Origin of the sequence: Salipaludibacillus daqingensis (assembly GCF_029891575.1) — a bacterium.
Classification (GTDB): Bacteria; Bacillota; Bacilli; order Bacillales; family Salisediminibacteriaceae; genus Salipaludibacillus; species Salipaludibacillus daqingensis.
Genome location: NZ_JARZHF010000004.1, coordinates 191,021 through 214,056, shown reverse-complemented (window position 1 = coordinate 214,056; position 23,036 = coordinate 191,021). Strand labels below are relative to the sequence as shown.

At 36.3% G+C, this 23,036-nt stretch carries 18 protein-coding genes and 1 other annotated feature; of the genes, 12 read left to right on the top strand and 6 right to left on the bottom strand.

Features of this window, described 5'->3' with window-relative positions:
- Window positions 1-10: 10 nt before the first annotated feature.
- Window positions 11-3,136 (bottom strand): transglycosylase domain-containing protein, encoded by a 3,126-nt coding sequence (locus QDN89_RS09735; RefSeq protein ID WP_280769938.1) that lies wholly within the window; start codon window positions 3,134-3,136, stop codon window positions 11-13.
- Window positions 3,137-3,284: 148 nt separating this feature from the next.
- Window positions 3,285-3,495: a binding site (T-box leader), on the top strand.
- 140 nt (window positions 3,496-3,635) lie between these two features.
- Here QDN89_RS09735 and tyrS point away from each other — a divergent pair.
- Window positions 3,636-4,907 carry a tyrosine--tRNA ligase gene (gene tyrS, locus QDN89_RS09730; RefSeq protein WP_280770111.1) on the top strand — a complete coding sequence of 424 codons (1,272 nt, stop codon included), beginning with the start codon at window positions 3,636-3,638 and terminating at the stop codon, window positions 4,905-4,907.
- 226 nt (window positions 4,908-5,133) lie between these two features.
- Here the strand turns inward: tyrS and rpsD are convergent, their stop codons facing one another.
- Complete coding sequence (gene rpsD, locus QDN89_RS09725; RefSeq protein WP_280769937.1) at window positions 5,134-5,736, bottom strand: 30S ribosomal protein S4; 603 nt, start codon at window positions 5,734-5,736, stop codon at window positions 5,134-5,136.
- A gap of 642 nt (window positions 5,737-6,378) precedes the next feature.
- On the opposite strand from rpsD, the gene QDN89_RS09720 reads away from it, so the two are divergent.
- Complete coding sequence (locus QDN89_RS09720) at window positions 6,379-8,688, top strand: sensor domain-containing diguanylate cyclase (protein ID WP_280769936.1); 2,310 nt, start codon at window positions 6,379-6,381, stop codon at window positions 8,686-8,688.
- 77 nt (window positions 8,689-8,765) lie between these two features.
- Here QDN89_RS09720 and QDN89_RS09715 read toward each other — a convergent pair whose 3' ends face one another.
- The gene (locus tag QDN89_RS09715) at window positions 8,766-9,245 is read right to left on the bottom strand and encodes a GAF domain-containing protein (RefSeq protein WP_280769935.1); all 480 of its coding nucleotides are present in this window, start codon (window positions 9,243-9,245) and stop codon (window positions 8,766-8,768) included.
- A 158-nt stretch (window positions 9,246-9,403) separates the two neighbouring features.
- On the opposite strand from QDN89_RS09715, the gene refZ reads away from it, so the two are divergent.
- Complete coding sequence (gene refZ, locus QDN89_RS09710) at window positions 9,404-10,063, top strand: forespore capture DNA-binding protein RefZ (protein WP_280769934.1); 660 nt, start codon at window positions 9,404-9,406, stop codon at window positions 10,061-10,063.
- Window positions 10,064-10,117: 54 nt separating this feature from the next.
- Here refZ and hisJ read toward each other — a convergent pair whose 3' ends face one another.
- On the bottom strand, window positions 10,118-10,921 hold the full coding sequence (hisJ, locus tag QDN89_RS09705) for a histidinol-phosphatase HisJ (protein WP_342394375.1): 804 nt from the start codon (window positions 10,919-10,921) through the stop codon (window positions 10,118-10,120).
- Between the two features lie 327 nt (window positions 10,922-11,248).
- Here hisJ and ezrA point away from each other — a divergent pair, with 327 nt between their 5' ends.
- The gene (gene ezrA, locus QDN89_RS09700) at window positions 11,249-12,955 is read left to right on the top strand and encodes a septation ring formation regulator EzrA (protein WP_280769933.1); all 1,707 of its coding nucleotides are present in this window, start codon (window positions 11,249-11,251) and stop codon (window positions 12,953-12,955) included.
- A 43-nt stretch (window positions 12,956-12,998) separates the two neighbouring features.
- A complete protein-coding gene (locus QDN89_RS09695) occupies window positions 12,999-13,433 on the top strand; it encodes a hypothetical protein (protein ID WP_280769932.1) in 435 nt (144 codons plus the stop codon).
- A 142-nt stretch (window positions 13,434-13,575) separates the two neighbouring features.
- On the opposite strand, the gene brnQ is transcribed toward QDN89_RS09695, so the two are convergent.
- Window positions 13,576-14,904 carry a branched-chain amino acid transport system II carrier protein gene (gene brnQ / locus QDN89_RS09690; protein ID WP_280769931.1) on the bottom strand — a complete coding sequence of 443 codons (1,329 nt, stop codon included), beginning with the start codon at window positions 14,902-14,904 and terminating at the stop codon, window positions 13,576-13,578.
- 469 nt (window positions 14,905-15,373) lie between these two features.
- Between brnQ and QDN89_RS09685 the strand changes: the two genes are divergently transcribed.
- The 4 genes from QDN89_RS09685 (at window position 15,374) to QDN89_RS09670 (ending at window position 19,732) form a co-directional block, all read left to right on the top strand.
- Window positions 15,374-16,510 (top strand): cysteine desulfurase family protein, encoded by a 1,137-nt coding sequence (locus QDN89_RS09685; RefSeq protein ID WP_280769930.1) that lies wholly within the window; start codon window positions 15,374-15,376, stop codon window positions 16,508-16,510.
- On the top strand, window positions 16,510-17,718 hold the full coding sequence (gene thiI / locus QDN89_RS09680) for a tRNA uracil 4-sulfurtransferase ThiI (protein WP_280769929.1): 1,209 nt from the start codon (window positions 16,510-16,512) through the stop codon (window positions 17,716-17,718). The genes QDN89_RS09685 and thiI overlap by 1 nt, the downstream gene beginning before the upstream one ends.
- 97 nt (window positions 17,719-17,815) lie before the next feature.
- Entirely contained in the window at window positions 17,816-18,016 is a 201-nt protein-coding gene (locus QDN89_RS09675; RefSeq protein WP_280769928.1) for an alpha/beta-type small acid-soluble spore protein, read from the top strand.
- A gap of 123 nt (window positions 18,017-18,139) precedes the next feature.
- Window positions 18,140-19,732, top strand: a complete 1,593-nt coding sequence (locus QDN89_RS09670) for an amidohydrolase (protein WP_280769927.1) — start codon at window positions 18,140-18,142, stop codon at window positions 19,730-19,732.
- Window positions 19,733-19,797: 65 nt separating this feature from the next.
- Here QDN89_RS09670 and QDN89_RS09665 read toward each other — a convergent pair whose 3' ends face one another.
- A complete protein-coding gene (locus tag QDN89_RS09665) occupies window positions 19,798-20,595 on the bottom strand; it encodes an NAD kinase (RefSeq protein WP_280769926.1) in 798 nt (265 codons plus the stop codon).
- Window positions 20,596-20,763: 168 nt separating this feature from the next.
- On the opposite strand from QDN89_RS09665, the gene sppA reads away from it, so the two are divergent.
- The 3 genes from sppA to QDN89_RS09650 all read left to right on the top strand — a co-directional run bounded on the left by sppA (window position 20,764) and on the right by QDN89_RS09650 (window position 23,029).
- A complete protein-coding gene (gene sppA, locus QDN89_RS09660) occupies window positions 20,764-21,753 on the top strand; it encodes a signal peptide peptidase SppA (protein WP_280769925.1) in 990 nt (329 codons plus the stop codon).
- A 10-nt stretch (window positions 21,754-21,763) separates the two neighbouring features.
- Entirely contained in the window at window positions 21,764-22,297 is a 534-nt protein-coding gene (locus QDN89_RS09655; protein WP_280769924.1) for an RDD family protein, read from the top strand.
- Between the two features lie 99 nt (window positions 22,298-22,396).
- Complete coding sequence (locus QDN89_RS09650; protein WP_280769923.1) at window positions 22,397-23,029, top strand: DUF2953 domain-containing protein; 633 nt, start codon at window positions 22,397-22,399, stop codon at window positions 23,027-23,029.
- Window positions 23,030-23,036 lie beyond the last annotated feature (7 nt).

The window sequence follows — 23,036 nt, the reverse complement described above, 5'->3', positions numbered from 1 at the left end:
GAAATTAAAATTAGTTGTTTTGATTATTTTCGTTGCTATCATTGTTATTTGTATTGTTACTATTATTGTTTTCGTTCTCGTTAATGCTATTTGTATTGAGATTATTATTATCGTTATTGTTGTTACCATTATTATTGTCATCGTTATTGTTGTTGTCATTATTGTCTTCATTACCGTCATTGTCATTATTGTTTTCATTGTCGTTATTGTTGTTGTTATTGTTGTTGTTATTGTTGTTGTTTTCATTATTATTTTCATTATCATCATTGTTGTTATTTTCTTCTTCTTCTCTAGTAGCATTGTTGTTTTCATTGTTGGAATTATCGTTATCAGGAGAACCTTCCTCAGAATCAGATTCCGGTTCTTGTTCTTCTGTTTCGTCTTCATCTTCATCCTCATCCGGTTCAGGGGAAGAGAACGTGCCTATGATCACTTCACTACTTGGTGATGATTCACGTCCTGTTACATCAACAGCCGTGACGTAATAAGCACCTTGACTACCTGAGTAGCTGTAATCTTCATCCCAGCGAACACTGTCCACTTCTCTGAAACTTTCACCTTCACTAGGGGAGAAGTATACTCTGTATCCTACAACATCACCTTCTGGATGTTCGTTCCAAGAAATACTATTGCCCGATTCAGATACTGAGCTGAGTGTTCCAGGTGTATTTCCATCATCTGGAGCGTCTCTATCAGGGACAAGATCATCCCAATCATCAGGAATATATTCAGAGATATCGCCGTCGTCTGCAAAATCAAAGTATTCTTCTTTTACTGCAACACCAGATTTTGTAAACTCACTCGGCGTAGAGTCTAAAGCTTTATACATGCCATCATCAACACGAACGTATTGCACTCTCGTTAAACTGTCATCGGTTTCTGTTGGGACGAAGTCAACGTTAAATAAATCCGTCGTAACAAGGCCCGCTTCACGACATAAATCAGATGGTAGCATGCCGGAAATACCGCATACCGATTCCTGAACAATTCCACCAGGAGACTCAAAATTCTCGGAAGGTGCCATCAAATCAGGGTTTACGTCATAAATCGCATTAGCCATCTCTGCCCAAAGCATTTGGGTGCGTTGTGAGTAACTATATCCTTCTGCATCTCCTAGGCTTGCATTATTGTCGTAACCCAACCAAGCACTCATCGTAACATTTGGATTTAACCCTACAAACCAATAGTCTACTGGTCCATTTGTCGTCCCTGTTTTCCCAGCCCAGTCAGCAGAAAAGTTTAAAAGGTTTGGTAAATTTGAAGCTGTACCTGGTGATTCTAACACGTCACGCATCATATCAATCATTAAATAACTTGTTTGTGGAGAAAAGACTTCCGTTTCTTCCGTTTCATGCTCATAAATGACGTTTCCATCGGAATCTTCAATGCGAGCAATCATATAACTTTCCGCTCGTTTACCTTCATTTCCAAAAAGGGAATAAGCATTTGTGTTCCGTTCATTCGTCATTCCTAACGTACCTAATGCTGTTGCTTCATAAGGTGCATCTTCTGGAAGATAAGGACCAAACCCCATTTTAATTAAATAATCTCTTGCTTCTTCATGATCTAACTTTCTATACTCTCGAACAGCGGAAGTATTTCTTGATCTTTGCAACGCTTCACGAGCTGTGATTAATCCTAGAGGATCACTACTGCCAAAGTTAGGTACTTCTTGGTCGTTGTAAGAATAAGTTGTCGGAACATCAGGAGCTATGAAACCTGGTTGAAGAACGCCAGTTTCAAAACCAACACCATATGTTAGTAGAGGTTTCATTGTTGATCCAGTTAACCTTACTGCTTGTGTAGCATGATTGAATGATTGTTGTTCATAATCTCGTCCAGCCACAAAGCTGATTATTTCTCCCGTAAGGTTATCTTGTAAAACGGACCCAGTTTCTTCTATTTCAGTTAGTGTTTCTTCATCACCATCTTCATTTGTTACCGTTCTTTGTTTTTCTCCGTCGAAATATTCAAAGTTTTCCACGGCTTCATTTTGAGCATCGTATATATCTTTATCGACCGTTAAATGAACTTTGTAACCGTTACGCTGTAATGAGCGCGCGGCTTCTTCATCATAACGTTGTTTTGTTAATGCTCTTTGGTCGTCATCTTCAATGTCTTCTAAAACTACGTCATCAATTTCCATTAACGCTTCAGATAATTTGCTCGGTGTTCTACGATTAACTTCCTGAACAATTTCAGGATATGCATCAAAACTACTCGGTTTCGGATCTGCTAAATTTTCGCGAATGTCGTAATTTTGCGCTTCTTCAAATTCTTCGTCTGATATATATCCGTGCGTATGCATTCGATTTAATACGGTTTGCATTCGATTCAATCCTGCATTAAAATCTTCTTTTACATTTGCCTGTGACGTAAATGGGGTGTATGCAAAAGGACTTTGAGGTAATCCAGCAATAAAGGCAGCTTGAGCAATATTTAATTCACTAGCATCAACATCGAAAATACCTTCCGCAGCTGCTTGAGCCCCTGCAATTTGTCTTCCGGACGAATTTCTCCCGAATGGAACAACGTTTAAATATGCTTCTAAAATTTGCTCTTTTTCAAAAAAGTTTTCTGCTCTCATTGCAAGAAGTATTTCCACCGCTTTTCTATCATGGGTCACTTCACTAGTGAGAATTTGATTTTTAATAAGCTGTTGCGTTAAGGTACTTCCACCCGTTTGAGTAGTGGCATTTGAAAAATCTTGGAATACTGCTCTAAATAATGCTTTAGGAACAATGCCGTCATGTTCAAAGAAATACTCATCTTCTGTAGCGATAACTGCATTTATTAAGTTATCAGAAATATCGTCTAATGAGGCTTCTCTTCTTTCAATAGGACTTGGTAAATCTCCTAAGTAGACGTCATCTTTAAAGTAAACCTCTGTGGCTTCTTCATAGTCATAGATATCTCTTTCCATATCTTCATATTCTGGAATTTCTTCATCTTGTACTAATGATGCAAAGTAGCCAGCAGCTGCACCACCAACAAAAAACATAGATATAAGTCCTATCGTTGCAAATACTAAAAATAAATTCCAGACAACTTGAGAGGTTACTCGAACCCCTTTGATTACATATTTAGGTTCTTTTCTACTAAAGAATTGTTTTAGCGAAAATTTATCTTTACTCATTTATTCAAACCTCCTAAAAGTCAAACATATTATAGCATATTCTAGAGCTCATGATATAGCGTTAGATGGAAAATTAGATCCCTTATTGAAAATAAGTTTGACAACGAAACGAAGGTTATGATAAAAATATAAATCATATAGCAAAATAAACGAAACGTTGAAGAGGATATAGTAATTTTCATCTCCCTGTCTCAGAGAACCGATGGTAGCTGCGAATCGGTGCACAGATGTAAAATGAATTACCACCTTGGAGTTTGTCCGTGGAAACATGGACCGTCAATGAGGCGATAACTCATATTTTGAGCTGGGGAAATTTCTTTTCCCAATCAGGGTGGTACCGCGATTCAATCGTCCCTTAATTTATTAAGGGGCGTTTTTTTTGTTGATACATACTACCTTTCCCTTTTTGTAGTATGTGAATCTCATTTTTTAGCAAAACAACAATTTAGTTTTCGAAGCAGGCAAAGATAGTTTAAATCATAATTAGAGGTGAAGCATGATGACATTATTAGAGGATTTACAATTTCGTGGATTAATCAATCAAGTGACGGATGAAGAAGGGTTAAAGGAATTGTTAGGTACCGAATCAGTCAAGTTATATTGTGGTTTCGATCCTACAGGAGATAGTCTTCATATCGGGCATTTGCTTACGATTTTGACGTTGCGACGCTTCCAGCTAGCTGGACATAAACCTTATCCACTTGTTGGTGGAGCAACAGGACTGATTGGTGATCCTAGTGGTAAAAAAGCAGAACGGACGTTAAATGAACAAACGGTCGTGGAAGGATTCAGTGATAAAATTAAAGGTCAATTAATGCGTTTTTTAGATTTTGAAGGAGAAAATGGATCCACGCTCGTTAACAATTACGATTGGATTGGGCAAATGACGTTGATTGATTTTCTAAGAGACGTTGGTAAATATTTTGGATTAAATTACATGCTAGCAAAAGATTCCGTGGAATCACGAATTTCATCAGGGATTTCTTTTACCGAGTTCACGTACCAAATTTTACAGTCTTATGACTTCTACAGGCTAAATAAAGAAGAAGGTGTCAAGCTGCAAATTGGTGGAAGTGACCAATGGGGGAATATTACTGCAGGTTTAGAATTGATTCGCCGAATGTCTGGTGCTGAGGAAACGGATCGTCCAAAAGCATTTGGTTTTACCATTCCATTAGTTACTAAAGCGGATGGATCGAAGTTTGGTAAGTCTGAAGGTGGAGCGATTTGGCTTGACCCAGAAAAAACATCACCATACGAATTTTACCAATTTTTATTAAACACAGATGATAAAGACGTCATCAAATTCCTCAAATTCTTTACGTTCTTAAAGAAAGAAGAGATCGATGAGCTAGAAACAGAGCTTGATGAACGAGCTCATGAACGCTTAGCACACCGTCGTCTTGCGGAAGAACTTACTCGTTTTGTTCATGACGAAGAAGCACTAAAACAAGCTCAAAGAATTAGTGAAGCGTTGTTTGGTGGCGGTGATTTAAAAACTCTTACAGGGGACGAAGTTCTCCAAGGTTTCAAAGATGTACCTTCATATCAAGTGACAGAAGTTGAAATTGGCCTTGTCGACCTTCTTGTAGAGGCAGAAATTTCTCCTTCTAAACGACAAGCGCGAGAAGATATTAAGAATGGTGCAGTTTACATCAATGGGGAACGTTGCCAAGAGTTAGATAAAGTAATGAGTGCGACTGATAAAATTGATGATAAATTTACGATTATCCGTCGTGGAAAAAAGAAGTTCTTTTTGATTAAGTATTAACGTAGGATGCCCTGGTACTATTGTTATGGTACCGGGGTATTTTTTGGGAAATTTAGGGTTTTGCGCGCGCTGAACGATGATTTTCGCGCGCAAAACTGGTAAATACGCGCGCAGCACCACGAAATCAGCGCGCAAAACGACATTTACCGCGCACTCATCAGATCCAACAACCTTATTTAACAAAAAAAACACAGCCGATAAAGGCTGTGCTTTCCAAAAGTACGTATTAACGTGAGTACCACTCAACGATTAACTGTTCGTTGATTTCAGCAGGTAGCTCAGAACGTTCAGGTAAACGTGTGAAAGTTCCTTCTAACTTATCTGCATCAAATTCAACGTAACTTGGTGTGAAGTCGTTAACTTCAAGAGATGTTTTAACGATATCAAGGTTACGTGACTTTTCACGAAGACCAAGAGTTTGACCAGGACGAACACGGTAAGATGGGATGTCTACGCGACTTCCATCAACAGTGATGTGACCGTGGTTAACTAATTGACGAGCTTGCGCACGAGTGCGAGTAAGGCCTAAACGATAAACTAGGTTGTCTAAACGTGATTCAAGAAGAATCATGAAGTTTTCACCATGGATACCAGATTGCTTACCAGCTTGTTCAAAAAGTTTGCTGAATTGACGTTCCGTCATTCCGTACATGTGACGAAGCTTCTGCTTTTCTTGAAGCTGAAGTCCGTATTCAGTTAACTTTCTTCTAGAGTTCGGTCCGTGTTGCCCCGGTCCGTAAGGGCGTTTTTGAAGCTCTTTTCCAGTACCGCTTAGAGAAATTCCAAGACGACGGGAAAGCTTCCATGTTGGTCCAGTATATCGAGACATATTTGTCTCCTCCTTTAAAATGATAAGATTTCGTGAAATAATTAACAGTTGTAATCCCGTACACACAGACATTTCATTTTTGGTATCTTCGCCTCGACAGCTAAAAGTTACGCAATACCCCTCGCAGCTTGCGGGAATGAAATGAACTACATGTCGTTTACATTGGCTATCTTATTTGCACAACGTACAGTGTATAATTTTTCACTAGTGAAGTCAAGTAGAATAATTGACTTAATTATATCTTATAATACAGATTGTTGAATGACAGTGATATTTTTGAAAGTACGTTAGATTAACGCTGGCGAACAAGTCAGGGGCGTTCCTCTAATTGAAACCTCCTAAAAACGATAATATTAGCTGGTAGAACGTGAGCAGTAATGTTCAATACATGATACCAAAATCACATTATGTCTGTGGATTCACCCTAGTAATATAAACGTTTTACATAAATAGAGTATCAGTTATATGTTTTTCTAGATAAGTTTTGGATCAATTTACCATAAAGAGATATATATCTACCCTAAAATATAAATTATTTTGCATATATATCGTTTTTATCTAAAAAACCAGACCATTACCATGTATAATTAGTACTATAATAAACAGCGAATAATTGGTATTTTTAGAGGGAAGGGAATAATCATGAGCTCAAAACTATTGTTACAATATATCTCGGACATTTTCAATACAGTGTTTCAAAAAAACGAGCCAGTTCATGTAAAGTACAGACCTTCGATATTATTTCTAATAGAAAAAGATAGACAAGTTAGAGCAAAAACTGAAGTGGGGCTTGTGTCATCAAATATGATGGATTATTTTCATCATTTCATAACAAATGGAGAAGGGAATTGTAAGCCATTTGAAATCACTACCGTTCATATCTCGCTTAAAGGTGAACTTGGAGTTTGGACAGGCCTTTTTGGGATTGTCACGGATGAACGAGAACATAACATAAATGAACTAGAAGCTTTTCTAACAGGGTTAAAGCATTCCATTAGTCTAGCCTGGGAATTCATTAAGAACGAACAAAAGGTAGAGGAAATTTCATTGGAAAACAATATTCATGTGAGAATCACAAAAATGCTTCGAGAGTCCAATTACACAGAAGATGCCGTTTTGTTTGCGAATACTCTTGTTGATGTATTGAGGGAAGATATAGTAAATGGAGATGTAACTGTGTTCATAAAAGATCAGTTACGATCATCGTTCAATCCAATCACTTCAACGAGTTCAATAATCGTAAGTAATAAAAAGGAGTATATTATTGATGAAAACAAAGTGAATGATCTGATGGAATCAGTAAATAACTCTCGTCTTACCATTTATAGAAAGCAAGAAATTACTAGACCATTGTTATATAACCAGCCAAAATATAGTGACTATATGATGATCCCTATTTATCGCGGGAAGGATACGATTGGTCTTGTTATTTATACGTCTGAAATAGGGTATATTAACGTGCAGTCTATAGAAGAAATTATTGGATTAATGGGATTTTTAGGGCCATGGATTAGTAAAATATTGAATTATGAAGAGATGCAAATTGAAAAAGTGAGAAAAAATTTATTGTTGAAAGTGAATCGGAAATTCTACTCGACAATGGACGTTAATAGTATTCTTGAAGAGATTCTGCTTTCTTTACATGAAGCTTATCCGACGTTTGAAGTTAATTTACTGTTGTCTCACGATTGGAAAGTTGCGGAGTACTTACCTGTTCAGTCACTGGAAATTGCCGATTCAGAAGAAGATCCAGGATCGAAAGCTTACCTTACAGGGGAAATTCAAGTGGTTGACAACTTAGAAGCTCATAAAACGATTCTTTATGTACCGTTGAAAGGGAAGCAAGGTGTGTACGGTATATTGAAAATGATTACGGCTAGCTCGCAAATTTTTCTACAAAGTGAATTAGATTTTATTCAAATCTTAGCTACTACTGGCGGGAATGCGATAGAGAACGCAGAGTTATATCAACAATCAAGGCAGTATATTCAAGATCTTCAAGTAATCAATCAAACTTCACATAAATTGAATGCTAACCTTAAATTAGAGGAAGCCATTGCATTGATGATTAGTCAGATGAAAGAAGCTTGTCTAGCTGATGAAGTTGGTTTTATTATGCTTGATGATCGCTGGTCTCAAGACAATAAATCAATGAATTGGAGTGGAACCTTCTTTCAAGATAAAACGAGAGATCAGTTCATTCACGAATTATTAGTTAGAATGAAAGAAAGAAAAGAAGAGATTTTTCTTGGAGATTGGACAAAAGAAAGTGTGCCATTTAAATCTGTGATTGGTGTTCCTATGGTTCACAATGAGCGAGTGATTGGAGCGGTCCTTGTATTTGGAAAAGACTCCTATGCTTTTAGTTTTGATAAATTTAAACTTTGTAAATCATTAGTTCATCACTCATCCCTTGCGTTAGTGAATGCTATTCTTCACGAAGAAATGAAACAGCTTGTTATAACAGATTATTTAACAAAACTATTTACTCGTGAATATATGGATGAAAAAGTATCTGAATCAATGGCCTTGGACGGCTATGGATCGTTCGTTTTGCTTGATATCGATCACTTTAAAAATGTAAATGATCAATATGGGCATCAAACGGGTGATCATGTTCTTATTCAAGTTGCAGAGATTATTAGAAATAATACGAAGCAAAAGACTGATATTCCTGTACGGTGGGGTGGGGAAGAATTAGCAATATACCTGCCGAGGACGGATAGCAAGGATGCTTTGAAAGTAGCGGAACGAATCAGAGAAAATGTAGAAAAAAGCACAAATCCACACGTTTCCGTATCTTGTGGCGTCTCTAGTTGGTCGCATTTAAAAAGTGTTCCTACGTTAACAAAGTTATTTGCAGACGCTGATAAAGCGATGTATAGTGCTAAAAACTCAGGTCGGAACAAAGTCGTTATTTATGAGGAACTTAATAAAATATCGTCAAAATAGATCTTAAAAAATCAACAATAGCTTTAACATAGCTAATAATAAAAGAGCACATGAAAAGTGCTCTTTTTTGAATTCATTTATAAATGTTTAATAAGAATCTCAGTAAACTTTTCAATACCTTCTTGATCTTCTTTTGAAAAGCGAGATTTTGTAGGGCTATCAATATCAAGAACACCAATTAATTGGTTATTTTTTATGAGTGGAACGACAATTTCTGAATTTGACGCTGCATCGCAAGCAATATGGCCAGGGAAAGCATGGACGTCGTCAACGCGAAGGGTTTTTTCCTCTTGTGCAGCCGTTCCGCAAACGCCTTTTCCGTATGCGATCCTCACACAAGCTGGTAATCCTTGAAAAGGTCCAAGAATAAGTTCGTTTTCTTTCCATAAATAAAAACCTACCCAGTTTACTTCTTTAAGAAATTGATTTAAAAGAGCTGAGGCATTACTTAAATTTGCTATCTGATCTTGTTCCCCATCTAACAAAGCGTCGAGTTGTTTAGATAACATGTCATATTGTTTTTGTAACGATCCTTCCGTAGCTTGAGGTTGAAACAATGTACTCACCCTTTCAAAATAATATTGCAAAGTATACCATAGAGAAGCAAACTAGAGAAATAAAAAAATTGTCGATCGATTGAAGCAGGAAAATGATGAGAATTTCGTGAATTAAATGAAGATAAGAGTCTAACGGGTTGACAGGGGAGGGGGAGAATATGGAGAAAAAAGCCTCAAAAGAAAAGGTGTTAGAAGCTGCAATAGAACTGTTTAATGTAAAAGGATTTACTGGATGTTCTGTAAGAGACATAGCAAATAAAGCTGGAGCGAATGTAGCGTTAATATCCTATTATTTCGGAAGTAAGCAAGGATTACAAGAACATCTTATGACAAATTTTTTAGAAGGGTATGTCTCTGCCATTGAATCGCAATGGTTACAAATAGAAGACGAAGAGGAACTCGTTTTTGATAGACTATTAAAAGCGATTTGGAATGTGATGATGTACCAACAAAAACATCATGAGCTAGCTAGGTTTGTTCATAGAGAAATTACTCTCGATACAACTCTCGTTCGCGAATTAATGGCGACCTATTTAAAAAAAGAGAAGCACCTTTTCCATTCCCTATTAGAAGTTGCCTTCGAGAGAGGAGAAATGAGAGCACAGCCAAATGAGTATTTTTTCCTTCAGCTGCGCGGTATGCTTACGTTACCTTTTTTGCATCCACAATATATTAGGGAAGTCTATCATTTAATGCCTCATGAGAGCCATTTTTTAGATAAGTATTTCTCTGAACTTTGTGAATGGGTAGCAACTCATTTCAAAGAATCTGTAACAATCGCTACAGAAGGATCTGCAGAAGAGATTGCTAGAAAATGAAGAATGGATGATATCGTCATTCTTCATTTTCAACCTTTTTTACAAAGTGTTCATCTAGAATAAGTTTATTAAAGAATCTCGAGCTTGACCTACTTGATGAGCAGCATGGGCATCTGATCCATAGACTAGAGGAACATTCAATTGCTTCGCTCTTTTTATCCATGAAATGGGAGGGTACACTTCTTGGCAATGTTCTTTAAATAAGCCAGCAGCATTTACGTCTAATGTTTTATTATGTCTAACCATGGTTTGAATTGTTTCCTCAAGAAAAGAACTATCATCAAATGTTCTCGGGAAAAGTTGTTGAAATTTACGAACAAGACTAATGTGACCAACTCGTTTAGGAGTATATTGTCCAAGGGAATAACTAATGGATTTAAGGAGTGTATCATAATATAGCTGATACACATTTTTAAGAGATCCGCATTTCGTTACCAATTCTTCAAATGTAGTTACTCCATAATCGAGGCAAATATATTTGCCTTGTACATATTGTAGAAAATGAACGGATAAGATGCTGTCATCTAAATGTGGCCCCCATTCATTTAAAAAATCTGTCGTTTCCTTTTCAAAGCCTTCAATATAATCTACTTCCAAGCCGATATTAATGTTAATACGATCAGAGTAATGTTTTTTGACTTCCAAACAGGATGCGAGGTATGACGCTAATGATTCATAGGTCATGGCACTGTCTTTCCCAGGAACAGTATCAATAAATCCTTTTGGTAATGGAGCATGTTCTGTAAAAGAGATGTTAGTTAACCCTAGCTTCAATGCACGTTCAATATAGTTAATTATTGCATCTTCTGACCCATGAGGACAGAAGGGGGTATGAATATGATTGTCATGATTGATCAATGGAAGCACTCCTTTCGATTTGTCTATAAAAAATCATGAATAAATATGACCAAAAGTGACATTTCCATGATATGATAGAAAGGGATATTCTTATCAACTTCGACGAAATTTGTAATAAATTGTTATATATTAGTAAGACATTCAAAGGGACTTTATAGCTAGACTTCATTGTAAAAAAACATTTGTCATCATTATACATAATACATTGATTACTAATAAAGCTATATTTCTATTGTTATTCTTTTTTACAAAGGAAATTCGCTTTATTATATCATATGAATTTTAAAATTTAGTACTAAAACTAATGTTGGTAGAGGAGGCCTCATCATGTTATATGCCATATATGCTTCTATCCTTCTGTTCCTGTTTATTATCATTTATGGGGCATTGTCAAGGAAAAGAATTTATAAAGAAGTAGATCGCTTGGAGAATAAAAAAGTCCTTCTCATGAACAAACCGATCACAGAAGAACTTGCTAAAATAAAGGGATTAAAAATGCTTGGAGAAACAGAAGAGCGTTTCGAACAATGGCGAGAAGAATGGGACGACATCGTAACCGTCCAATTGCCAAACATGGAAGAAAGACTTTTTGATATTGAAGAGATGGCAAATAGATATCGATTTCGAAAAGCGAAGCAGTATGTGCAAATTGTCGACGAAGAACTGGAAGCTGTTGAGCAACAAATGAAAGACATGGTTGAAGAAGTCGAACAATTGATACATAGTGAAGAACAAAATCGTCAAGACATAGATAAAGTTAAGAATGAATATGACGAAACAAAAAAGAAATTATGGATGCAAAGAGGTACATTAGGACAAGCAGGATCAGCACTAGAACAAAGATTGAAAGATGTTCAAACGATGTTCATGACGTTCGATAGTCAAACGGAAGATGGGAACTATTTTCAAGCTCGAGAAACATTATTAACAATAAAAAATTTATTAGATGAATACGAATCACTCATTGATCATATTCCACAATATTTAGTCAAAGTGGAGAAAGATTTACCTAAACAATTAGAAGAATTAGAAAATGGATTAACTGAAATGGAAGATAACGGATATCCGATTCATCACTTCTCATACAAATGGCAAGTTAGTGATATGAAACGTCGTGCAGTTGCATCCGTTCCTTTAGTTGAGCATTTGAGATTAGATGAAGCAAAACAACCGGTAGAAAACATTGAACAGGAAATCAATAATATTTATGAAAAACTAGAGCACGAAGTATTGTCAAGAAATTATGTAGAAAAAGAATTGCCGGTTTTAAAAGAGAGACTTGATAAACTTCCTGATTTATTTCAAGCTCTAAGTGCGGAAACGGAAACAATTAAAATTAATTATCAGTTAAATGAAGCGCACGATAAACAACGATTAAAAATTGAAAAACAAATTAAGGAACTATCGAATCAGTACTCTGTTATCGAAGATGCGTTGGAAGAAAAGAAACAATCATTTACAACGTTAAGAATAATGATCCAAGATTTCATGGGAGAATTAGATACTGTCGAAAATGATGTTCGAGATATGAAAGAAAACTTGAATCACCTGCGAAGTGATGAAAGAAAAGCAGAGGAAATGATTCGTGATTTGAAAGCAATTTTGTTACAAGGTCAAAAGAGATTAAGGAAAAATAATATTCCAGGGGTTCCACAAAATTTAGTTAACCAGTTAGATGATGCGGAGTCTTTACTTAAAAACGCATCAAATCATTTAAAGCAAACACCTATTTCTATGCCAGACGTAAATGAAAAAGTAGCTAAAGCTAAAAAGCGGGTAGAGGAATGGGAAAAGAATTTAGATAATACTGTCGAACAAGCAAGGCTTGCAGAACTAGTTATACAATATGGAAACCGGTACCGAAGTTATCACGACCAAGTTAATATAAAATTATTACAAGCGGAAGATCGCTTTCGAAGCTATTTATACGAAGAAGCTTTGGAGCTTGGAATTGAGGCAGTGGAAATTGTCGATCCAAATGCCTTAGAAAAAATCAAAGAACAAGAAGATTTCCAAATTTCTTATACGTCATAGAATAAAAATTTAAATCAATCATTTGTAAAGGAGGAAGGGTAATTTGAGAAAAGATTGGCTAGCACTAGGATCAATAACGTTAAGCTGTATAGCTGTCTGGGGTTTGTTATTTTTCGCCTTCTTCCGTTCAGATGATCAACCTATAGATTCTATTGCTAATAATGATAGTTATGAAATGGAACAAGAAGATATTGGAACAAATTCAGAAGATTCCTTTCAAGAGAACGACGAAGATGAACAAAGTGATGTTTCGAACTCTTCAAGGGATTTAGCTGAGGTACTAGAGGAAGAGTTAAACGATGATAATTTTACTAGCAGTGAAGCTTCCTTAGACAAAGAAAATAATGAAAAGGATTCACAAAAATTAACATTAGATAATATTCGTAATCGTGGGATTCAACTCGGTGATTTTGACCATATTGCAACAGAAGGTGTCGTATCAATTGATGTTGTTCTTAATGAAATTTTTGATGAATGACAAGTAAAGCCTACCGCTATTTTTTGCGGTAGGCTTTGCTTTTGTTTGTTTAATTATAATCATTGCTTTTGTGAAAAAAAGAGATAGTATAGGCATCCGAAACTTTTAATTACGCAGCAACGTCTTCTTTAGGAGATTCAACTTAAGCTTCTGACGTACGTGTGTAGAATATCATGGAATAAATATAGCCTAAAGCGCCACCAATCAAAGCAGGTGTCACCCAAGCAATTCCTTGATCAGTAAGAGGAAAAATAGCTAGAAATGCTGATGTTGCCTCCAAAAACAGTCCTGCAGCTACAAAACCATCAGCAACACTAATTATTGCTGCTCCAATTACTGCTCCAACATAAACTTCTTTTCTACCTTTGAATAGTCCTTCAAATAAAGTCAAAATAATTAAAACGATGGCAATAGGGTATATCATGACAAGAATCGGTAGGGAGAATTGTATAAGCTGGTTCAGTCCCATGTTGGCCATAGTAAAGCTAAATAATGCCACTACACCAGTGGATAGTTTATATGGGATTACAGGAAAGGTCATACTAACATATTCTCCAAAGGCTGAAATCAATCCAATTGCAGTAGTTAAACAAGCAATAGTAATGACAATGGAAAGTAACATTAATCCGACGATACCAAGTAATTCTTCGGAAATTCCTGTTAAAATAGCCCCACCATTTTCTTGATAACCAAGTAAAGATACGCTGGTTGAGCCTAAGTATGCTAGAGATATATAAACGAGTATTAGCCCTGTTCCAGCAATTAACCCAACTTGAATCGATTTATTTGTAAGTTCTTTCCTATTATAAATACCTCTTTCTTTCATTCTAGATATGACAATAATACCAAAAACAAGCGCAGCAATGGCATCCATTGTAAAATACCCTTCTTTAAATCCGCTGAAAAAGGCAAGGTTAGTATACTCACCAGTAGGAGCAGGTGCTGTCCCTACAGGATTAAGAATTCCCATAAAAGTAAGGGCAACAAGGACTACAACCAAAATAGGAGTTAATATTTTACCAATTCTAGAAACTAATTTAGATGGGTTTAAGCTGAGCCAGTAACTAACACTGAAAAAAACAACTGAGAAGATTAACAGTGAGAAGTTAGAAGGCCCCTGAGTTAAATAAGGCAATAAGCCAATTTCATATGCTACAGACCCTGTTCTTGGTATACCGAATAATGGTCCGATAGCTAAATAAACGGCTAAAGGAAAAAATATTCCGAAAATAACACCTACTCGTTTGGAAATCTGTTGCAAATTCCCCCCTGATTTAGCGATTGTGACCATAGCTAATACAGGAAGTCCAACTCCAGTCACTAAGAATCCGGTAATCGCTAGCCAGAAAGATGTTCCAGCTTCTTGACCCAATGCTGGTGGAAAAATTAAATTACCAGCCCCTAGAAAAAGAGCAAACATCATCAGACCAATCATCCACGTGTCACGATAAGAATATTGCTTGTTGTTCATAAATAAATACCTCCGTCTGAATTATCTAGATGATCTTTTAAAATAAGTAGTCTCTATTGTTATATTAAAGTTGTCTACGTTTTGTGGATTAATTTAGTGTTTATTCATTCATTAAAAACTCGAATTTAAGGGGTGAAAGTTCAATTTAACGTTTACCACTAAACTAATGATGCAAGCAAACATCAAAAGAGACAAAGTTTCATACCGAACGCTATTTTATCATATATAAAAAGATTTGGAACAGTATAAATAAAAAGATAATTATATTTTTTAAAATAAGAAATGAACGAATGGATTCATCTATAATAGGACAAGATCAATAACTACCAATGATGAAGAGCTCCAATACAGAGAATAACTATATGGAATGGAACAGAAAGGAAAGTGAAAACTATTTCTGTAGCATTCCACGAAAGTGTGTTATTATAATTTGTTGAAAAGCTATCTTGAAATTAAAGGAGTTCTCTACATGGTTTATTTTGATAATAGTGCAACGACGCGACCGTTTCCTGAAGTAATTGATACATTCTCATCAGTCACTAGAACGTATTTTGCCAATCCTTCTTCTCTTCATCCATTAGGAAAAGAAGCTGAACAGTTGTTAACTCAAGCAAGAAATAAAACAGCTGCTCTTTTAGGTGTGAAAGAGAAAGAAATATATTTTACATCGGGCGGAACAGAAGGAAATAATTTGGCAGTAAAAGGAACGGCTCGTCAACTTCAATCGCGAGGCAAGCACATCATTACGACCACGATGGAGCATTCTTCCACATATGAAGCATTACTTGAGTTAGAAAATGAAGGGTTCTCAGTCAGTTATGTAAAGGCAAATGAACATGGACAAGTGAGTGTAGAACAAATAAAAAATGAAATAAAACCGGATACGATTCTCGTTTCAATGATCCATGTGAGTAATGAGTTAGGAAGTATTCAACCTGTAGAAGAAACAGGTGAATTACTTGATAACTACCCTAAAATTGTATTTCATGTTGATCATGTCCAAGGAGTAACAAAGGTCCCTTTAAACTTTTCAAACGTTGACTTATGTACGATTTCGGCCCATAAATTTCACGGTTTAAAAGGAACTGGCGTTTTATTTATGCGTGAAGGAATTCAATTGACAGCCCTTTTTTCTGGGGGACAACAAGAGAGTGGGATAAGACCTGGTACGGAAAATCTAGCAGGAATTGTCTCCTTAACAAAAGCTTTAAGAATGGCTTTTGATGATGCTAGCAATAAACTTGAAGCATTAAAAGAGCGAACAACACGTATAGAAGCGGAACTGAAAAAAATAGATGGAGTGAATATTAATTCTCCTGCAAAGCGTGCACCACATATTTTAAACGTGTCTATCCCTTATATTAAACCTGAGGTCATTGTTCAAGCCTTGGCAGAGAAAGAAATATATATATCAACGAAATCCGCTTGTTCATCAAAGCAATTTTCACCTAGCAGAGTTTTATATTCTTCTGGTTTTAGTAAAGAAAAAGCTTCATCGGCGGTTCGTATATCATTATCATTTCATAATACTGACGAAGAAGCGGAGTTTTTTGTCACTGTATTTAAAGAAGTTGTTTCTAACATGAAAAAGGTTGTGAACGTATAATGAATTATGAGTATTTATTAATTAGGTATGCAGAACTTTCATTAAAAGGGAAAAAAAGAGCATCTTTTGAGAGAAAACTTGAACAAAATATAAGAGGAGCGCTAAAATCTTTTCCTAATGTGAAAACAAACCGCTCATTCGGTCGCATGTTCATAAAACTAAATGGAGAAGATGTCACCAAAGTATCCGACCAACTGAAGGATGTTTTTGGAATTTATTCATTTAGCCCAGCTTTAAAAGTGGAACTTGACGAGACATCGATTTGTGAGGCTGGCTTGTGGGCTATTAACGATGCACTCCCTTCTGGGGAAGGAACGTTTAAAGTATCGGTTAGAAGGACGAACAAAAACTTCCCAATTGGTTCACAAGAAATGAACCGAGTTGTCGGGGGATATATTTTGAAAAGTATGGAACAAGTAACGGTTAATGTTCATGAACCTGACGTACACCTTAAAGTCGAAATTCGAGAAGAAGCAGCTTATATAACATGTAAAGTAATAAAAGGTGCTGGCGGCTTGCCTGTGGGGACTAGTGGTAAAGTAATGCTGATGTTATCCGGGGGCATTGATAGCCCGGTAGCAGGTTATCTTGCTTTAAAAAGAGGCGTGACAATTGAAGCTGTACACTTTCACAGTCCGCCTTTCACAAATGAACGAGCGAAACAAAAGGTAGAAGATCTCTGTAAAGTACTCACCAAATATGGAGCAACTATTAAGCTACATATTGTGCCCTTTACAGATATTCAAACAGCTATTCATAAGCAAATACCAGATAATTTTGAGATGACTGTCATGCGCCGATTTATGTTAAGAATATCGGAAAGTATTGCATTGAAAAACGGAGCAAAAGCAATTGTTAATGGAGAGAGTTTAGGGCAAGTGGCAAGTCAAACATTGGAAAGTATGTATGCGATCAACGAAGTGACAAATTTGCCGATTCTTCGACCGCTTATTACAATGGATAAGCTAGAAGTCATTGATTACGCTCATAAAATTGATACGTATGATATTTCTATTCGACCATATGAAGATTGTTGTACGATATTTTTACCGGCAGAGTCAAAAACAAAACCGAATCTAGATAAAGCTAAAAGATATGAAAGTTACTTTAACATTGAGGAAATGGTTTCTCAAGCAGTTGGTAATATTGAAACGATAACTATCTCTCAAGAAGAAAACAATAACTCCTCGTTTGATTCATTATTCTAAATGTACTAACTGTTAACTCTTATCACCTTACCAAACTTTGTCATGCATGATATCGCTCTAAGAACACATTCTATGTGTACAAGGGAGGTGATAAGATATGGCGAACAACAATAGTTCAAATCAACTTGTAGTCCCTGGTGTACAGCAAGCTTTAGATCAAATGAAATACGAGATTGCTCAAGAATTTGGTGTTCAACTTGGTCCGGATGCTACTTCTCGGTCTAACGGTTCCGTTGGAGGAGAAATTACGAAGCGATTAGTCCAAATGGCTGAACAACAAATGAGTGGAAGACAATAATAATGAATAAAATAACTGGCTTAATTGGGCACCTTTATAAGGTGTCCTTTTCTTTTTGATTTTTTTTCCAACTCCCTGTATGATTAACGTTATTGGGAAAGGGAATGAAGGAGGAATATCGAGATGGGGACATTGTGGTATGGAGGGAAAATTAGAACCCTTCAAACAGAAAATGATGTATATGATGCTATCTATGTAGAAAAAGGAAAAGTTATTAAAATAGGGTCTCATAATGAAATAATAAATATGCCTGATATTACTATTTCCGAGGAAATAAATTTACAAGGATCAGTCATGTATCCAGGTTTTGTAGATAGTCACTTACATATGATTGGTCATGGTGAAAAGCTTTTGAAATTGGATGTATCAGAACTGACCAGTATTGATGAATTAAAAGAAGTATTATTAAAAACTGTGAAAGATATACCAAATGGACAATGGTTATTAGCTGAAGGTTTTAATGAAAATCTTTACCCTAATAAAATAGTACCAGATCGAAATATCTTAGATGAAATATCAGTAAATCACCCTATCATCATAACAAGGGTTTGTCGCCATGCGATGACAACAAATTCTTTCGCTCTAAATTTAGCGAATATTGATGCATCGGTAGAAGATCCACCAGGTGGCATTATCGAACGGGATGATGATGGAATTCCAACAGGTTATTTACACGACCAGGCTCAGGAGTTAGTTAGAAATTTACTTCCAGAATATGATTTTAATTATATTGAGAATGCTTTAGCCACGTCTTTAAAAGATCTTCATAAACATGGATACACAGGAGCTCACTCCGAAGATTTAAACTATTATGGAGACGCTACGAAAACATTAGAAGCATTTTATCGTGTCATAGATGGAGAGAAACAAAAATTTCGAGCGAATCTTCTCGTTCACCACGAAGTAGCAAATGAAATTTTTGTGGAAGGGGATAGCATCAGAGAAAAAGACCCTTTTGTGGAATTAGGTTCCATTAAAATTTTTGCAGATGGTGCATTAGGTGGTCGAACGGCATTCTTAAGTGAAGCATACAGTGATGATCCAGAAACTCATGGAGTAGCCATTCATAGTCAAGAGCAATTAGCTTCTATTGTACAAGAAGCAAGACACTTTAACATGCCAGTAGCGATCCATACGATAGGAGATTTAGCATTAGAATATGCTATTTCAGCGATCGAGCAATTTCCAGTAAGGGAAGGGAAAAGAGACCGACTTATCCACTTACAAGTAACACGTCAAGATTTACTTGATCGGTTACAGAAACTTTCTGTTGTGTTAGATATACAGCCGAGATTTGTTGCTTCAGATTTCCCTTGGGTAGAATCTCGATTAGGGCACTCGAGATTACCTTATTCATTTGCCTGGAAAACGATGCTTAGTCACGGGTTAATTTGCGCAGGAGGTTCGGATGCACCGATCGAACCTATCGATCCACTCTTAGGTATTCATGCAGCGGTTACGAGACGGAACCCAAGTGAAAGCCATGAAGGATATGGCGAAAAAGAAAAATTATCACTATACGAAGCGTTGCAATTATTTACTATTGGAAGTGCTAAAGCCATTAATATGGAGAACAAACGAGGTATCATTGCCACAGGTTATGAAGCTGACTTTACGATTCTTAGTGAGGACTTATTTGAGTTAGAACCAGACGAGTGGTTAGATGTGAAAGTGGAAAAAACAGTCGTTGATAACAGTATTATGTATGAGAGGTAAATGAACCGAAAAAAGCAACCAAGCGAAGCCGTTTTGACTTCGCTTGGTAAGATGACGTTCATTTTTTATAAAAAGCTTCGTTTTACTTTGTGGATGAAAAGGTTATCTTTCATTCTTAATGTTTTCACTTCTTTTTCAGATACTTTTATTCTTACTTCATGAGAATGGCGAATACTTAATGCCTCGTTATCGGCAGCAATAATCGGATGATCATTACCATCTTGAATAATCTTAAGTACCAATTCACGATCTTTACTTAGAATAAGAGGGGAACCTAACGTACGATACTGATTATTGTTTATAGAAGAAATTTCTGTTAATTGCATCGATTTTAACTTAGGGTCCACAACAGCACCATTCAGTGATTTGTTGTAAGCTGTACTGCCAGTTGGTGTAGAAACAACGAGTCCGTCTCCACGGAATGTCTCTAGATACGTATCATCGATAAATACATCCATGGCGAATGTTTTAATAATATTAGAACGAATAGAAAGTTCATTTAGGCAGTGAAAGCTTTTCATGCCATCGACAGTTACTTCAATGGTTGGATAGTTAAGTACTTCAATATTCTTTGATTGAAGTCCTAATTCAATTTTCTCCAAGTCATTTGTACTAAAATCAGTATAGAAACCGACTCTACCATCGTTGACTCCGATGTATAAGCAGTCTTCTCGAAAATCAGTTTTTCTAACGGCCTGGAGGAATGCACCATCTCCACCGAAGCTTATAATCATGTTTGCGTCTTTAGGATCTTCGACTAAAGTATAACCGTATTTGCGCCCGAGCTTTCGGATGGATTGCACTTTCTCTTCTAATTCATCTGTTGGTTTGTAAAATAAATAAGCACTGTTTCGTTCATTCATAGCTTTGATTCTCCCTTTCTCTATTGGTTTGATCGACTTAGTTGTGAAAGAAAAGTTCACTATACGTTTACTATTCTAGATTGTTTGAACGATTCCTGCTTTAATCGTATCAGAAAAATGAAATTTAAGTATTTTTAAATGTTAACTTAAAGAAAAAAGGAGGATATTATGAATTCAAAAAGGTGGACAGCATTAATTATTGCAGTAGCTTTGTTTTTGGTTTACTCAGCAGCAAGTTTATTTACTACGGATGTGTCATCGACAATGACTGATATATTCGGTGGTGACGGGGAAGAATTCCATGAAAATATTTTAGAAGTAGGGTCTGACCAAGGAAAAGTTGCTGTCATCCATTTACGTGGAATTATTCAAGATGATGCAGGTGGTGGATTATTCGCAGCTGGATATGATCACAGTTTACTGCTAGATCAGCTTGACTATGCAGCAGAAGACCCCGATGTCCATGGTATTATTCTTCGTATTAACACACCTGGTGGTGGCGTTGTGGAAAGTGATGAAATACATGATAAGGTTAAAGAAATCCAAGATGAGTATCGAAAGACAGTATATGTGTCAATGGGAAGCATGGCTGCAAGTGGTGGTTATTACGTATCGGCACCAGCAGATCAAATTTATGCTAATTCCCAAACGATAACAGGTTCCCTTGGGGTAATTATGCAATCTATTAATGTTAGTGAATTAGCGGAAGAGTGGGGCGTTTCCCAAGAAGTTATAAAGAGTGGTGAATATAAAGATATTATGTCTCAAACAAGAGAAATGACAGAAGATGAGCGAGACATATTACAAAGCATGGTAGACGACTCATATCATCGTTTTGTAGACGTAATTGAGGAAGGACGCGAGCTTGACCGAGACCGTGTCATGGAATTGGCTGACGGGCGCATTTACACTGGTTCTCAAGCTCTGGATGAAGGACTAATTGATGGATTAGGACACCTAGATGACGTCATTGATTCATTGAAAGATGACTTAGGTCGTGGAGATTTGAGTGTCGTCGAATATGAGGCGAATATTGGTTTCCCAGCATTTCTTGGTGGCACTGTACAACAACTCGTTGAGAATCAACGGTTAACAGAAGTTAAAGGTTGGTTAGAACAAAATCATGGTCGGCGTTTAATGTATTTATATACAGATTGAGGTGATGGTAATGAATAATGAAAATGAATGGATGGATACATCTGAACAATCATTAAACACAGAAACACCCAATTCGCCCTATGTGACTATTCCTTACGCAGGTTTTTGGATGCGAGTCTGGGCTTATCTGGTTGATTTAATCATCGTATCTAGTTTAAGCGGGATCCTATTAGTACCGTTATATTTTGCAATGAATGTAGATGAGTGGACATTAGGCATTTTTACAGTAGCAGGAATTGTTGCAAACTTAGTTGCCTTCGGGTATTTTTCATTGATGACAAAGTATTTTCAGCAAACGTTAGGTAAACAAATTTTTGGTCTGAAGGTTTATTCCTATACTGATGGGGCAAAGTTGACGTGGTTAGATGTTATTTTTCGTGAATTAGTTGGAAGATACATTCATCAATCTCTTGTGATCACTAATATACTATATGTTGTGGTTGCCTTTTCATCAGAAAAAAGAGGAATCCACGACCGCTTAGGTCAAACGTTTGTTGGTCTGGAGCCAAGAAAAGGAAAATCAATTCCGAAAGAGCAACAATAAATGAAGATGAAAATCCTAACAGTGAAGACTGTTAGGATTTTTTTGTAAAAATTGGTTATGATAAGTGTGGAAGATGTTGGATAGCTGGGGTGATTATGAATGACAATATTACTAATAATACTAACTCTCATTATGATAGGTCTTGTTTTAATGCTTTTTCTGAAATTAAATATCAAAATTGAAGTACAACAAATAAATAAAGACTTTGATGGAACAATTACGATACAAATGATCGCTCGTTTCATTCGTTACACAATGAAGATTCCTGCGATGGATTTAGATGAAGAGACCCCGTCTATTGTTTTTAGGGAAGAAACAGAAGGCTTAGGACCAGAAGAGAAACAAAAAATGAAACTCTCAGTAAATGACTTTATTCAAATGATTGAAAACTTTAATAAATTTTTAATAAATACGATTGATTTTTATAAAATCGTACAATGGTTCTTATCAAAATGTGAGTTATCGAATGTCCAATGGGAAACACACTTGGGTCTTGAAGATGCAGCCAAAACAGGAACAGGTTGCGGAGGAATTTGGATGATAAAAGGGACGGCATTTGGTTTGTTAGCTCAACACATGCGTTTAGTAGAAGGACCGAAAATGGAAGTTTATCCATATTTTCAAGATTTATTAATATCGACTCGTTTTCAATGCATTGTTTCATTTCGTATTGGTTATGCTATTCGTACGGGTTTGAAGGTTTTACGGCATAGAAGAAAAAAGAAACAATGAATTTCAA